Source organism: Jiangella alkaliphila, from assembly GCF_900105925.1.
In the GTDB taxonomy this organism is placed as follows: domain Bacteria; phylum Actinomycetota; class Actinomycetes; order Jiangellales; family Jiangellaceae; genus Jiangella; species Jiangella alkaliphila.
In genome coordinates this window covers 786,537-798,702 of record NZ_LT629791.1, presented here as the reverse complement: position 1 = coordinate 798,702, position 12,166 = coordinate 786,537, and the positions used below count along the sequence as shown (strand labels likewise).

The 12,166-nt window shown below is 72.4% G+C and carries 13 protein-coding genes; 6 read left to right on the top strand and 7 right to left on the bottom strand.

Features of this window, described 5'->3' with window-relative positions; translation table 11 throughout:
- The first annotated feature begins 30 nt into the window (after positions 1–30).
- On the top strand, positions 31–726 hold the full coding sequence (locus tag BLV05_RS03665; RefSeq protein WP_046766423.1) for a response regulator transcription factor: 696 nt from the start codon (positions 31–33) through the stop codon (positions 724–726).
- Positions 719–1,813 (top strand): sensor histidine kinase, encoded by a 1,095-nt coding sequence (locus BLV05_RS03660; RefSeq protein ID WP_046766424.1) that lies wholly within the window; start codon positions 719–721, stop codon positions 1,811–1,813. Before BLV05_RS03665 ends, BLV05_RS03660 begins: the two co-directional genes overlap by 8 nt.
- Here the strand turns inward: BLV05_RS03660 and vanX are convergent.
- The 4 genes from vanX to BLV05_RS03640 all read right to left on the bottom strand — a co-directional run bounded on the left by vanX (position 1,806) and on the right by BLV05_RS03640 (position 5,622).
- Complete coding sequence (vanX, locus tag BLV05_RS03655; protein WP_046766425.1) at positions 1,806–2,414, bottom strand: D-Ala-D-Ala dipeptidase VanX; 609 nt, start codon at positions 2,412–2,414, stop codon at positions 1,806–1,808. The genes BLV05_RS03660 and vanX overlap by 8 nt on opposite strands.
- Positions 2,411–3,451, bottom strand: coding sequence for a D-alanine--(R)-lactate ligase VanA-Sc (vanA-Sc, locus tag BLV05_RS03650; protein ID WP_046766426.1), 1,041 nt, complete (start codon positions 3,449–3,451; stop codon positions 2,411–2,413). The genes vanX and vanA-Sc overlap by 4 nt, the downstream gene beginning before the upstream one ends.
- Complete coding sequence (gene vanH, locus BLV05_RS03645) at positions 3,444–4,409, bottom strand: D-lactate dehydrogenase VanH (RefSeq protein ID WP_063932480.1); 966 nt, start codon at positions 4,407–4,409, stop codon at positions 3,444–3,446. The genes vanA-Sc and vanH overlap by 8 nt, the downstream gene beginning before the upstream one ends.
- 64 nt (positions 4,410–4,473) lie before the next feature.
- Positions 4,474–5,622: a lipid II:glycine glycyltransferase FemX gene (locus BLV05_RS03640; protein ID WP_046766427.1), complete on the bottom strand. Its 1,149-nt coding sequence runs from the start codon at positions 5,620–5,622 to the stop codon at positions 4,474–4,476.
- Positions 5,623–5,780: 158 nt separating this feature from the next.
- On the opposite strand from BLV05_RS03640, the gene BLV05_RS03635 reads away from it, so the two are divergent.
- The gene (locus BLV05_RS03635; protein ID WP_046766428.1) at positions 5,781–6,434 is read left to right on the top strand and encodes a response regulator transcription factor; all 654 of its coding nucleotides are present in this window, start codon (positions 5,781–5,783) and stop codon (positions 6,432–6,434) included.
- On the opposite strand, the gene BLV05_RS35500 is transcribed toward BLV05_RS03635, so the two are convergent.
- Positions 6,412–6,573 (bottom strand): hypothetical protein, encoded by a 162-nt coding sequence (locus BLV05_RS35500; protein ID WP_157524186.1) that lies wholly within the window; start codon positions 6,571–6,573, stop codon positions 6,412–6,414. The genes BLV05_RS03635 and BLV05_RS35500 overlap by 23 nt on opposite strands.
- Before the next feature lie 403 nt (positions 6,574–6,976).
- Between BLV05_RS35500 and BLV05_RS03630 the strand changes: the two genes are divergently transcribed.
- Genes BLV05_RS03630 through BLV05_RS03620 form a run of 3 tightly spaced genes read left to right on the top strand, consistent with a single transcriptional unit; the run spans position 6,977 to position 10,361 of the window.
- Positions 6,977–7,408, top strand: coding sequence for a response regulator (locus tag BLV05_RS03630; protein ID WP_197683521.1), 432 nt, complete (start codon positions 6,977–6,979; stop codon positions 7,406–7,408).
- 13 nt (positions 7,409–7,421) lie between these two features.
- Positions 7,422–9,389 carry a GAF domain-containing sensor histidine kinase gene (locus BLV05_RS03625; protein ID WP_052762011.1) on the top strand — a complete coding sequence of 656 codons (1,968 nt, stop codon included), beginning with the start codon at positions 7,422–7,424 and terminating at the stop codon, positions 9,387–9,389.
- 24 nt (positions 9,390–9,413) lie between these two features.
- Positions 9,414–10,361, top strand: a complete 948-nt coding sequence (locus BLV05_RS03620) for an aldo/keto reductase (protein ID WP_046766430.1) — start codon at positions 9,414–9,416, stop codon at positions 10,359–10,361.
- Between the two features lie 10 nt (positions 10,362–10,371).
- Here BLV05_RS03620 and BLV05_RS35495 read toward each other — a convergent pair whose 3' ends face one another.
- Together BLV05_RS35495 and BLV05_RS35490 are read right to left on the bottom strand one after the other, a co-directional pair.
- On the bottom strand, positions 10,372–11,256 hold the full coding sequence (locus tag BLV05_RS35495) for a serine hydrolase (RefSeq protein ID WP_046766431.1): 885 nt from the start codon (positions 11,254–11,256) through the stop codon (positions 10,372–10,374).
- Positions 11,253–12,125, bottom strand: coding sequence for a LysR family transcriptional regulator (locus BLV05_RS35490; protein ID WP_046766432.1), 873 nt, complete (start codon positions 12,123–12,125; stop codon positions 11,253–11,255). The genes BLV05_RS35495 and BLV05_RS35490 overlap by 4 nt, the downstream gene beginning before the upstream one ends.
- Positions 12,126–12,166 lie beyond the last annotated feature (41 nt).

The window sequence follows — 12,166 nt, the reverse complement described above, 5'->3', positions numbered from 1 at the left end:
CGATAGGTTCCGGCTCGTAGCATCGAGAGCGTGCGTGTGCTGATCGTCGAGGACGAGCCCTATATGGCCGAGGCCATCCGCGACGGACTGCGCCTGGAAGCGATCGCCGCCGACATCGCCGGCGACGGTGACAGCGCGCTGGAATTGTTGAGCGTCAACGGCTACGACATCGCCGTCCTCGACCGCGACATCCCCGGGCCCAGCGGTGACGAGATCGCCAAGCGCATCGTCGCCTCCGGCACCGGCATGCCGATCCTCATGCTCACCGCGGCCGACCGTCTCGACGACAAGGCCTCCGGGTTCGAGCTCGGCGCCGACGACTACCTCACCAAGCCGTTCGCGCTGCGAGAGCTCGTGCTCAGGCTCAGGGCACTGGACCGCAGGCGTGCGCACAACCGGCCGCCGGTGCGCGAGATCGCCGGCCTGCGGCTCGATCCGTTCCGTCGCGAGGTCTTCCGCGACGGCCGCTATGTCGCGCTGACCAGGAAGCAGTTCGCCGTGCTCGAAGTGCTCGTCGCCGCCGAGGGCGGTGTCATCAGCGCCGAGGAGCTGCTGGAGCGGGCGTGGGACGAGAACGCCGACCCGTTCACCAACGCCGTGCGCATCACCGTCTCGGCCCTGCGCAAACGCCTCGGCGAACCCTGGATCATCGCCACCGTGGCCGGTGTCGGCTACCGCATCGACACCGAACGAGACGACGGCCCCGAGGGAGGCGACCGTGGATAGGCCGCCCGGCTTGAGCGTTCGCCTCAAGCTCACCCTCAGCTACGCCGGGTTCCTCGTGCTCGCAGGTTCCATGCTGCTGGCCCTGTGGCTGTTCCTCATGTGGTACTTCCCCAACGCCGCGATCATCAACGACACGAGATCGGGCATCGGCGGGGCGTTCGCTCCGGGCCGCTCCGGCACCCAGCGATCCTTCACCCAAGTGGCGATCGCGGCGCTGGCGTTCCTGCTGGTGTTCGGCCTCGTGGGCGGCTGGATCCTCGCCGGCCGCATGCTCGCGCCCCTGACGCGCATCACCGACGCCACCCGCATGGCCGCGCACGGGTCGCTGTCGCACCGCATCCGGCTGGAGGGCCGCAACGACGAGTTCCGCGAGCTCGCCGACAGCTTCGACAAGATGCTGGCGCGGCTGGAGTCACATGTCGCCGAACAGCAGAGATTCGCCGCCAACGCCTCCCATGAACTGCGCACCCCACTGGCGGTCACGCAGACGCTGCTCGACGTCGCCCGCAACGATCCGCACCGCGACCCCGGCGAACTCGTCGAACGCCTCCACGCCGTCAACACCAGGGCGATCGACCTCACCGAGGCGTTGCTCATGCTCAGCCGTGCCGACCAGCGATCGTTCAGCCGCGAGCTCGTCGACCTGTCGCTCATCGCGGAGGGGGCCACCGAGACGCTGCTCCCGCTTGCGGAGAAACGCGGCCTCACCATCGAGACCTCTGGCGACCCGACGCCCACCGTCGGCTCGCACGCGCTGCTGTTGCAGCTGACGACGAACCTCGTGCACAACGCGATCGTCCACAACCTGCCCGATCAGGGCAGCGTGACGGTCACGACCGGCGTCCGCGCCAAGACCGTGGTGCTCACCGTCGAGAACACCGGCAAGAAGCTCGACCCGCACTCGGTCTCGACGCTGGTCGAGCCGTTCCAGCGCGGCAGCGGACGCGTCCGCACCGACCACGTCGGCGCCGGCCTCGGCCTGGCCATCGTCAAGGGCATCACCGAGGCCCACGACGGGACCCTCACCCTCACCGCCGTCCCGGCCGGCGGGCTCCGCGTGACGGTGGAACTGCCCGCCGTCAAGTGATGGGAACATCGAAGTAGGTGTCGCGATACGGCTCGTCGCGCAGCGTGTAGTGCCACCACTCGCGCTCGTAGGCGCTGAAGCCGCAGGCCTCCATGACGGCGCGAAGCGTTCGGCGGTTGCTCGCCTCGACCGGCGTGATTCCCGTCGCCCCATGGTGCGAGACCGGATCCATCAGGTCGTGGTCGCCGCCCATGGGAGCGTGGTCGCCGGTCGCCAGGTGATAGAGCGTGAGGTCGACCGTGCTGCCTCGGCTGTGGCCCGACTCGGCCGACACGTAGCCCTGCTCGAACAGCTCGGTCCGGTCGAGGTTCGGATAGTGCCGCGGCTTGGTGCGGCCGTCTTCCGGCTCCTTCGACCAGCGCAGGAAGCCGGCCACGGCGCGTTGCGGGCGATAGCCGTCCCAGAGCAGCAGGCCCAGGCCGAGCGGCGCGGCCTTCTCGCGTGCTCGTTCCAGCGCCGCACACAAGGCCCTCGTGCCGACGATCCGATTCGCCAGGTATCCGTCCACCGGTCGGCCGGTGAAGTTGTCCCAGGTGGCGTACTTGGCGTCCCAGCGGACTCCGGAGACGAACTCGTCCACGAAGACGAGGTCGTCGTTCATCGGGCTTTCCCGGTCAACGTCAGCGACACCAGCTGGTCGATCACCTCGTTGAGCGGCACCCCCGCGGCCGCCATCATCCTCGGATAGCGGCTGTACGACGTCATGCCCGGGAAGGTGTTGACCTCGTTGAGGACCACCCTGCCGTCCTCGAGGAGGAAGAGATCCACCCGCGCCAGTCCGCCGCAGCCCAGGGCGCGGTACACGGCCTTCGCCGTCTCCTGGACGAGCGCGCGCGACTGCGCCGGGATGTCGGCGGGAACGATGGGCGTCGAGTTGTCGGAACCGCTCTCGGGCGTGCTCTCCTGATGGATGCGGAAGAAGCCGTGCGAGAGCGCGATGTGGTCGACCTCGCCCGCGATCAGGTCCAGGTCGTTGCCCAGGATGGCGCAGCCGACCTCGCTGCCGACGACGGCCTCCTCGATCAGCACCTTCGAGTCGTACTGTCGCGCGACCTCCACCGCACCGAGCAGGTCCTCGGGTCCGGACACCTTGCTGACGCCGAACGACGACCCCGAACGGGCCGGCTTCACGAAGACGGGGTAGCTGAGCCGGTCGGGGTCGAGCTGCTCGTTCCCGGTGACGGTCCAGAAGGTCGGCGTGGCGATTCCCGCGCTTCGAACGACGGTGTACGCCAGGGACTTGTCCATGCACAGGGCCGAGCTCTGGATGTCGCAGCCCACGTAGGGGATGCCGGAGAGCTCCAGCAGGCCCTGCATCGCGCCGTCCTCGCCGAGCTTGCCGTGCAGCACCGGCAGCACCACGTCCAGCGCGATCGTCTCGTACCGTCCCTGCTCCAGCACGAGCAGCCCGTGGACACTGCGGTCCGGCGACAGCACGGCCGGCCGGTGGTGGCCGTTCTCCCAGTCCGCGTCGGGGCCGTCGCAGAGCCGCCAGGCGCCGTCCTTCGTGATGCCGATGTAGAACGGCTCATACTTCTCGGCGTCGAGGTGTGCGGCGATCTCTCGCGCGGACTTGACGGAGATGGGGTGCTCTTCGGAAGCGCCCCCGAACAGGATTCCGACCTTCAACCTATCCATGCTGATGCTCGCTCTCGAATGTCAGGCAATTGATGATGGAGTTCTCGACGGTGTCGCTCAGGGCGTGATCCGTGTAGTACGCCGTGTGTGGGCTCACCAGCACGTTCGGCAGCTCCTGCAGCCGCAGCAGCGCCTTGCTCTCGATGACCCGGTCCCTGCAGTCGGCGTAGAAGATGCCGTCCTCTCCTTCGAGGACGTCCAGCGCCGCACCGCCCAGCCGGCCGCTCTCCAACGCCGAGACGAGGGCCTGGGTGTCGAGCAGTGCGCCGCGTCCGGTGTTGACGACGAACGCGCCGGGTTTCAGCCGCTCGATGCGGCGGCGATCCAGGAGATGGTGGGTGTCCGCGGTGAGCGGGGTGTGCAGCGTGACGATGTCGCTGTGCCGCAACAACTCGTCGAGAGGGACGTACCCGGCCGTGGTCGTGGGGCGACTGTCATGCGCCAGCACCCGGCAGCCGAACCCACGCAGCCGGTCGATGACCGCGGCGCCGATGCGTCCCGTTCCCACGACACCGACGGTCAGGTCGCGCAGTTCTCGCCCGCGGACGTCATGCAGCCGGTAGTCGTGGACGTCGACGCGGCGGATGACGGCCTTCGCCTGCCGCACCGCCATCAGCATCAGCATCAGGGTGTAGTCGGCGACGCTGTCCGGCGAATAGGCGACGTTGCCGACCGTGATGCCGACGCGCCGCGCGTAATCAACGTCGATGTGGTCGTAGCCGATGCTTCGGGTGGAGACATACGCGACGCCCGCCCGGCTGAGTGCCAGGAGGGTGCGGTCGGTGAGACGTGTCTTGTGACCCACGCTGATGCAGCGGTTGCCGAAGGCCAGCTCGATCGTCGCCTCGGACACCGCCGCCTCGGTGAGCGTCGGCCTGACGCCCAGACGAGGCGCCAGCTCGCGGAACAGGGCGGCCTCGTCCGGCCCGCAGCCGTAGACGGTGATCCCCATGACCATGCTGCCATTCAAGGCAGCGTGGTGTTGCCGTCGCGTATCCGGTTTTCGATACGCCGGCGATATGCTACCGGCCGGTAACATGTGCCCGCCGGCGCCCGCGCCGCCTCATGTAGAGGTCGAAGACCCGGTAGGCGATCGGCCGCAGCGGCAGGTCCCACTCGCCGGCGTACCTCACCGCTTGGCCGCCGGTGCCGACCTTGAACTGGATCAGCCCGACGTGCGGGTCGGCGGTGTCGACGGTGGGCGTGATGCCGCGCAGGTCGTAGACGTCGCAGCCGGCCGCCAGCGAGTCGCGGATCATCGCCCACTGGCAGGCGTTGGAGCCGCGTACGTCGCGCTTCTCGGTGGAGGAGGCGCCGTAGGTGTACCACGTGTGGGTGCCGACGCGGACCAGGATGCTCGCGGCGACCAGCGCTCCCTCGTGGCGGGCCAGGTAGAGCCTGATCCGGTCCGGATCCTCGGCACTCATCGCCGCGAACATCGTCTCGAAGTAGCGCAGCGGCCGGGGTGTGAAGCGGTCGCGCTCGGCGGTGTGGACGTAGAGGTCGTGGAACGCCTTCAGGTCCTCGCCGGTCGTGACCTCGACGCCCGCCTTGGCCGCCTTCTTGAGGTTGCGCCGCCAGAGCTGGTTCATCCCTCTGAGCAGGTCGTCCTCGGTCCGGCCGGCCAGCGGGATCTCGTAGCTGAACTGCGGCTGCCCGGCACCGAAGCCGTCCTCCGGGCTCTGCGGCAGCCAGCCGGCGTCGGTGAGCCGGCTGGTCACGCCGGCGCCGACCGGGTCGGCCTGGGTGGCCAGGTCGGTGAGCCGCTTGCTGCCGGCGTCGGCGATGCCGTCCTTGACCTGGGCGGCGCTCCAGGTGTTCGTCCGCACCGGCGGGCCGAGCCTGATCGCGAACGCGCCGTGCGCCTGGAGATGCGCCGACAGCGGGTCGAGCCACGCGCCGAGATCGCCGGTCCAGTCGATGACCGGGCCCTGGGGCAGATAGGCCAGCGTGAAGCGCTCCAGCCGCGGCACCGGCCGGTGCAGGACCAGCCCGGCGCCGACCAGGCCCCGGTCGTCGTACCAGCCGAGGGACTCGCTGCGCCACTCGGTCTTGACCCGGCCCCATGCCGGGGTCTGCAGGAAGCTGACCGACCGCTGGTGCCGGACGAAGGTCAGGTGCTCGGCCGCGCTGATCGGCGCGACGGTCAGGGCTTGCTCGCGGTGGGGCACGCGCCCAGTGAAGGCGGCGCGATGTTGCCAGGACGTATCCGGTTTTCGATACGCCGGCGATATGTCCGGCCCAGAACTCGCCCGCTCCGGACCGCCGGTTCGCTGACAGACTGGACCCGGGTGCCCGCGTGCGGGCGGGGGGCAAGGTGGTGGACCGGATGAGCGGGACACGGATCGTCATCGCCGACGACGACGTCCTCCTGCGCGAGGGCCTGGCCAGCCTGCTAGAACGGTCCGGGTTCGACGTCGTGGGGCAGGCGGGCGACGCCGACGAGCTGCTCGACCTGGTCCGCCGCCAGGAACCCGGTCTCGTGATCGTCGACATCAGGATGCCGCCGGAACACGCGACCGAAGGGCTGGAGGCGGCGCACGCGATCCGGCGCGACCACCCGGCGACCGCGATCCTGGTGCTGTCGGCGCACGTCGAGGTCGAGCACGCGATGCAGCTGCTGGCCGGCGGTGCGGGCACCGGCTACCTGCTGAAGAGCCGGGTGACCGACGTGGCCGAGTTCGTCGACACGGTCGAGCGGGTGGCCCGGGGCGCGACCGTCGTCGACCCTGCACTGGTGCAGGAACTGGTCGGCGCGCAGCGCCGGCACGACCCGCTGGCGGTGCTGACGGGGCGTGAGCGGCAGGTGCTGGGACTGGTCGCGGAGGGACGCTCGAACGCCGGCGTGGCCCGGCGGCTGTGGGTGACCGAGGGCACCATCGAGAAGCACGTGCGCAGCATCCTCACCAAGCTCGACCTGCCGGAGACCGACGACGATCACCGGCGGGTGCTGGCGGTACTCACGTTTCTCGAGCAGCGGTAAGGTCCTCGGCGGTCCGGACGGGCAGCCGAGACGCGAGCAGCCGTCCGGCCTCCTGGACGACGGCCGGGATGGCTTCGAGCGGCACGTTGAGCATCGACACGAGGTCGCGGGTCGACAGATCCTCGTCGCAGGCCAGCATGGTCGGCTCCTTCCACCCCCTGCGTCCAGCATCGCGCCGGACGGCCGCGGTGTCGTCAGGGCCAGCGGGTGACCCGTCTACCGGCTAGCTGGAAGCCCGGAACACCTGCTGGCCGCGATGCGCCGGAGGGCCGGCCGGGGCGAGCCTGGCTGGAAGCGTCCGTTCGAGTGTGCGAGGAGGTCCGCGATGATCGCCGGGACCCACGTACGTCCGGGTCGCTCCCACAACGTCGTGGCGCCGGGCCGGAAGCCCGACCCCCCAACGCTGACCCCTAGCGCCACGACGATTTCAGCCGGCAGCCCCCGCGCCGGTTGGCCCCGGGCCGGCGTCCCCCACGCCGGCCCGCTCGCCGCCGTCCCCGTCCAACCGGCCGGGGACGGCGGTGGGGTGGCAGGGTCCGGGTGTGGCCGGCTTTCCGGTTAGCAGCAATGCCGGGCCGATGCTCTGGTGCAATGCTGGTGCCGTGGTGCGGCGCTGTGTCATCGTTGATGACAACGAGCGATTCCTGGCCGTGGCGCGTTCCAGTCTCGAGCGCGGCGGCCTCGAGGTGGTGGGGACCGCGACTACGACGACACAGGCCCTCGAACTCATCGGCGCCCTCCGACCGGACGTCGTGCTGGTCGACATCGCGCTCGGCGCCGAGAGCGGCCTCGACCTCGTCCACCTGATCGCCGCGGTGGAGGTGTCCGCCCGCCCGCAGGTGGTGCTCATCTCGACCCGGCGCGAAGACGACGTCGCTGAGCTGGTGTCGGCCAGCCCGGCGGCCGGGTTCGTCTGGAAGGCCGACCTGTCGGCGAGGGCCGTGCGAGATGTGGTGGCGTCGGGGGAGCAGTGAGGCATCAGGACCGGTGACCGACTCGCCGCTGCGGCGGTGGGTGGGTGGGGCGCTCATCGGCGCCGCTCTGGTGGGCCTGGTGACCGCCCTGGTCGCGGTCCTGCACCTGAGCCTCCCGCCCCGCGGGCTGCTCGTCCTGTATCTGCTGGCGGTCCTGCCGGTGGCGATCCGCTGGGGCGCCGGCCCGGCGGCGCTGGTTTCGGGGCTGAGCGTGGCCACGTTCGTGCTGGTCATCGCGCCGCCCCAGAGCGAGGGTCCGGCCTTGGTGGCCTTCGCCGTGTTCGTGGCGACAGCGGTGGTGGTGGACCGGCTGGCCGCGGGGCTGCGCCGCGGTGCGCGCCGGTCGCGGGAGCTGGCCGACGAGGCGTCCGCCCTGCGGCGGGTCGCGATGCTGGCGGCACAGGAGGCGCCCGCGACCGAGTTGTTCGAGGGCGTCTCCCGCGAGGTCGGGCTGATCTGCGACGCGGACATCGCCGGGCTGGAGCGGTACGAACCCGGCGCCGCGGCGGCGGTGGTGATCGGCGGCTGGAGCCGGGTGCCGCAGCGGCTGCCTATCGGCACCCGCTTCACGCTGGACGGCATCAGCGTCGCCCGTGACGTGCTGCGCACCGGTGGCCCGATCCGCGTCGCCGACTACACGTCGTCGGACGGTGCGCTCGCCACGGAGGCTCGTGAACTCGGCATCCGCTCGTCGATCGGCTGCCCGGTGATCGTCGACCGCCACCTGTGGGGTGCCATCGTCGTGTCGTCGCGGCGTACGAAGCCCTTCCCCGCGGACACGGAGGCGCGGATCCTGCGCTTCACCGAACTCGTCGCCATCGCCGTCACGAACGCCGAGGCCCGCGCCGAGGTGCGGCGCAATGCGGACGAGCAGGCGGCGCTGCGCCGGGTGGCGACGCTGGCGGCGCGCGGCGGCGCCGACCCGAGCCCCGTCTTCCGGGCGGTCGCCGACCACGTGGGCGGGCTGCTGGGCGCGGACTGCACCTCGGTGCTGCGATTCGAGAGCGACGGGACGGCGACGTATCTCGCGGTGGACGGCTGGCGCGACACTCAGCGGCGCCGGCCGGGCGCACGGTGGCATCCGGAGACGCCGTCGGTCATCGAGCGGGTGCTGCGGACCGGCCGGTCCGCGCGGCTGGACTTCGCCGGGCCGGGCCAGCCGCCGCGCCCGTCGCCCAGCCTAGACGGTGAGGACATCACGTCGACGGTGGCCAGCCCGATCGTGGTCGAGTCGCGGCTGTGGGGCAGCATCGGCGTGGCCGCACGGAGCGGGCCGTTGCCGCCCGACACCGAGGAGCGCCTGGTCGCGTTCACCGAGGTCGTCGCCACCGCCATCGCCAACACCGAGAGCCGGGCGCAGCTCGCCGCGTCGCGGGCCCGGGTCATCGCCGCGGCCGACGCCACCCGCCGCCGGGTCGAGCGCGACCTGCACGACGGCGCGCAGCAGCGGCTGGTCTCGCTCGCGCTGGAGCTGCGCAACGTCCAGGCGGAGGTGCCCGAGGAACTGCCCGGCCTGAGCGTGGACCTCGGCCGCCTCGCCGCCGACGTCACGACGGTGCTGGACGAGCTGCGCGAGCTGTCGCGCGGCATCCACCCGGCGATCCTGTCCGAGGGCGGTCTCGGCCCGGCGCTGCGCACACTGGCCCGCCGCTCGCCGGTCCCGGTCGACCTGACCGTCCGACTCGACCACCGCTACGGCGACGCGGTGGAGGTCGCGGCGTACTACGTCGCCTCGGAGGCGCTGACGAACACCGTCAAGCACGCCGACGCGACGCACGCCGAGCTGGTCGTCGAGGAGCACGACGGCGAGCTGCGCCTGATGGTCCGCGACGACGGCGTCGGTGGCGCCGCCGCGGCCGGCGGCACCGGGCTGACCGGCCTGTACGACCGGGTCGAGGCGCTGGGCGGCACCATCCTGGTGAGCAGCCCCGCCGGCGACGGGACCCGCATCGAGGTGGCGCTGCCGCTGGCGCCGCCGTGAGGTCGGCGTCGTTACGCTGGCCCGGTGACGACGCAGGGGGAACGGCCCGCGGTGCGGGGCATCGGGCTGGGGCTGGCGGCGCTCGGCCGGCCCGGGTACCTCGCGCTCGGCCACGGCGACGACTTCCGCGACGGCGCGACGGTGGACGACCTGCGGGTGCGCACGCACACCGTCCTCGACGCGGCGTGGACTGCCGGGATGCGGTACCTCGACGTTGCACGGTCGTACGGGCTGGCGGAACGGTTCCTCGGCGAGTGGCTGGCGGCGCATCCCGGGCGGCGCGACGCCGTGACCGTCGGCTCGAAATGGGGCTACACCTACACCGCGGACTGGCGCGTCGATGCCGAGGTACACGAGGTCAAGGACCATTCGGCAGCCACGTTCGAGCGGCAGTGGCACGAGACGCTCGAGGCGCTGGGCGGGCCGCCCGACGTGTACCTGGTGCACAGCCTGACGCGTGACAGCCCGGCCCTCGACGACGCTGGGCTGCTGGACCGGCTGGCGGCGCTCGCGGCCGGCGGCGTGACCGTCGGGTTCTCGGCCAGCGGCCCGGACCAGGGCGCCGTCATCGACCGCGCGCTGGCGCTGACGGCGGCCGGCCGGGCACCGTTCCGCGCGGTCCAGGCGACGTGGAACGTGCTGGAGCCGTCCGCCGGTCCGGCGCTGGCCCGGGTCCACGACGCCGGTTGGTTCGTCGTCGTCAAGGAGGCGGTCGCCAACGGGCGGCTCACCGCTCGCGGCGACGTCGCCGCGTTCCGGGGCGCTGCCGACGCGGCCGGGGTCGCACCCGACGCGCTGGCACTGGGCGCCGTCCTGGCGCAGCCGTTCGCCGACGTCGTGCTGAGCGGCCTCAGCACCGTCGGCCAGCTGCACAGCAACCTCACCGCTCGCGCCTACTCGGGTGAGCTGCCGGACGTCGCCGAGGAGCCGGCGGCCTACTGGGCGGCGCGGTCGAGCCTGACCTGGACCTGACGCTGCGGGCTCAGCGACCGCGCAGCTCGTCGTGCAGGCCGCGGGCGACCCGCCCCATCGCGATCTCCGCGGCCGGCTGGGCGGCCGCCGCGACCCGCGACCTGGTCAGCGCGACGACGGCGAACCGGCCGCCGTCGGCGTGCTCGACGACGCCGGCCTCGTGCCGCAGGTTGAGCAGCGTGCCGGTCTTCGACGACCACGTCGAGGCGTCGCTGACGAACTCCGGCGCGAGCCGGTTGCGGTGCACGTTCGCGGCCAGCAGCTGCCGCAGCCGCGCGGTCACGCCGGCGTCGATCGCGTCACCGGCCCAGACGGCCGCGAGCAGCCCGGCCAGCGACCGAGCCGAAGCGGTGTTGGCACGCGCGACGTCCAACTCGGCGATCGGGCTGGCACCACCAGGTCCGGTCGTGCCGATGGCGAGGTCGTGACGCAGCCCGCCGTCCAGCGCCTCGGCCGGCGTCGCCATCAGCACGTCCATCCGGTGCCGCAACGTGAACCCGTCGATGCCCAGGTCCCGCAGTACCGCCGCCACCTGCGGCGGCGGGGTGAGGTCGAACAGCGCGTCGGTGGCGGCGCTGTCGCTCAGCGACGTGCTCAGGTAGACGAGGTCGGCGACCGCGACGCGGGCCGGGTGCTGGAACCGGGTGATGCCGGTCGGCCCTGGCGTCTCGACGCGGCCCGGCGCGACCTCGACCGGTGCCGCGCCGTCCAGCTCACCGCGCCTGACGCGGTCCAGTGTCGCGAGCGCCAGCGGCAGCTTGACCAGCGACGCGATCGGCAGCTCGACGTCGGCGTCGAGGGCCAGCTCGGTGCCGTCGTCGAGGTCGCGGACGAGGAACGAACCGGCCAGGCCGGCGTCGTCGAGGCGCTCACGCCACTCGCGCAGGGACGTCACGACGGCTCCGCCCCGAGGCAGCGGGCCAGTAGCGGCCCGAGCGCCGCCGTCGTCCGGTCGGCGTCGAGGACCGACGCGGCGGCGACGGCGTACCCGCGCATCAGCGGCGCGTCGCCGAGCGGCCGCCAGGTGAGCCCGGCGGCAGTCGCCTCGCGCGGCGTGCACAGCAGCGCGTCGTCGGTGCGGATGACCTCGGCCACGGCGCCGGCCAGCGACGACACTCGCAGCTGCGACGGACGCAGTCCGCCGGCGACGGCCAGCCGGCCGAGTGCGTCGCCCACGTGCGGCACGTCGTCCTCGGGCCGCAGCCAGATGCGGCGGTCGGGCGTCGCGGCGTCGCGCCCCGGCCGGAACTCGGCGAGGAACACCCGCCGGGCGTCGGACGGCCGCAGCGTCGCCAGCCCGAGCGGCACCGTCCACCGGGCCTCCGGCTGCGGCACCGGCAGGACGGCGGCCCGGACGGTGCGGTCGCGGACCAGCTCGCGGCGGCGGTCCGGCTCGGCGTGGTCGATGATGAGCGCGACCCCGGCGTCGCGGGCGTCGGCGACGAGGTCGACCAGTGCCGCGAGCGGGAGGTCGACGGGCAGTGCCAAGCCGACCGGCGCGGAGCCGGCCCGGGCGGCCCCGGCCCGCAGGTCGTCGGCGGCGTCGAGCATGCGGCGCGCGGCGGGGAGCATCGCGCGGCCGAAGTCGGTCAGCGCTGCGCGGCGGGTCGTGCGGTCGAAGACCACGCCGCCCAGGTGCTCCTCGAGCGCGGCGACCCGGCGGCTCGCGACCGGCTGGGGGATGCCGATGGCGGCCGCGCCCTGGGTGAAGCTGCCGCGCTCGCTGACGGCGACGAATGCCGCGCAGGCGGCCACCAGGTCCATGCCGGCACCGTACTATGCCGGATTCGCATGAAAACGCCGGC

Bases quoted from the DNA above. Each gene is read 5' to 3' on its own strand.
- vanX (WP_046766425.1), bottom strand. From the start codon at position 2,414: ATGAACGACGACCTCGTCTTCGTGGACGAGTTCGTCTCCGGAGTCCGC.
- BLV05_RS35500 (WP_157524186.1), bottom strand. From the start codon at position 6,573: ATGCTGGCCTGCGACGAGGATCTGTCGACCCGCGACCTCGTGTCGATG.
- vanA-Sc (WP_046766426.1), bottom strand. From the start codon at position 3,451: ATGGATAGGTTGAAGGTCGGAATCCTGTTCGGGGGCGCTTCCGAAGAG.
- BLV05_RS35490 (WP_046766432.1), bottom strand. From the start codon at position 12,125: ATGGACCTGGTGGCCGCCTGCGCGGCATTCGTCGCCGTCAGCGAGCGC.
- BLV05_RS03635 (WP_046766428.1), top strand. From the start codon at position 5,781: ATGAGCGGGACACGGATCGTCATCGCCGACGACGACGTCCTCCTGCGC.
- vanH (WP_063932480.1), bottom strand. From the start codon at position 4,409: ATGGTCATGGGGATCACCGTCTACGGCTGCGGGCCGGACGAGGCCGCC.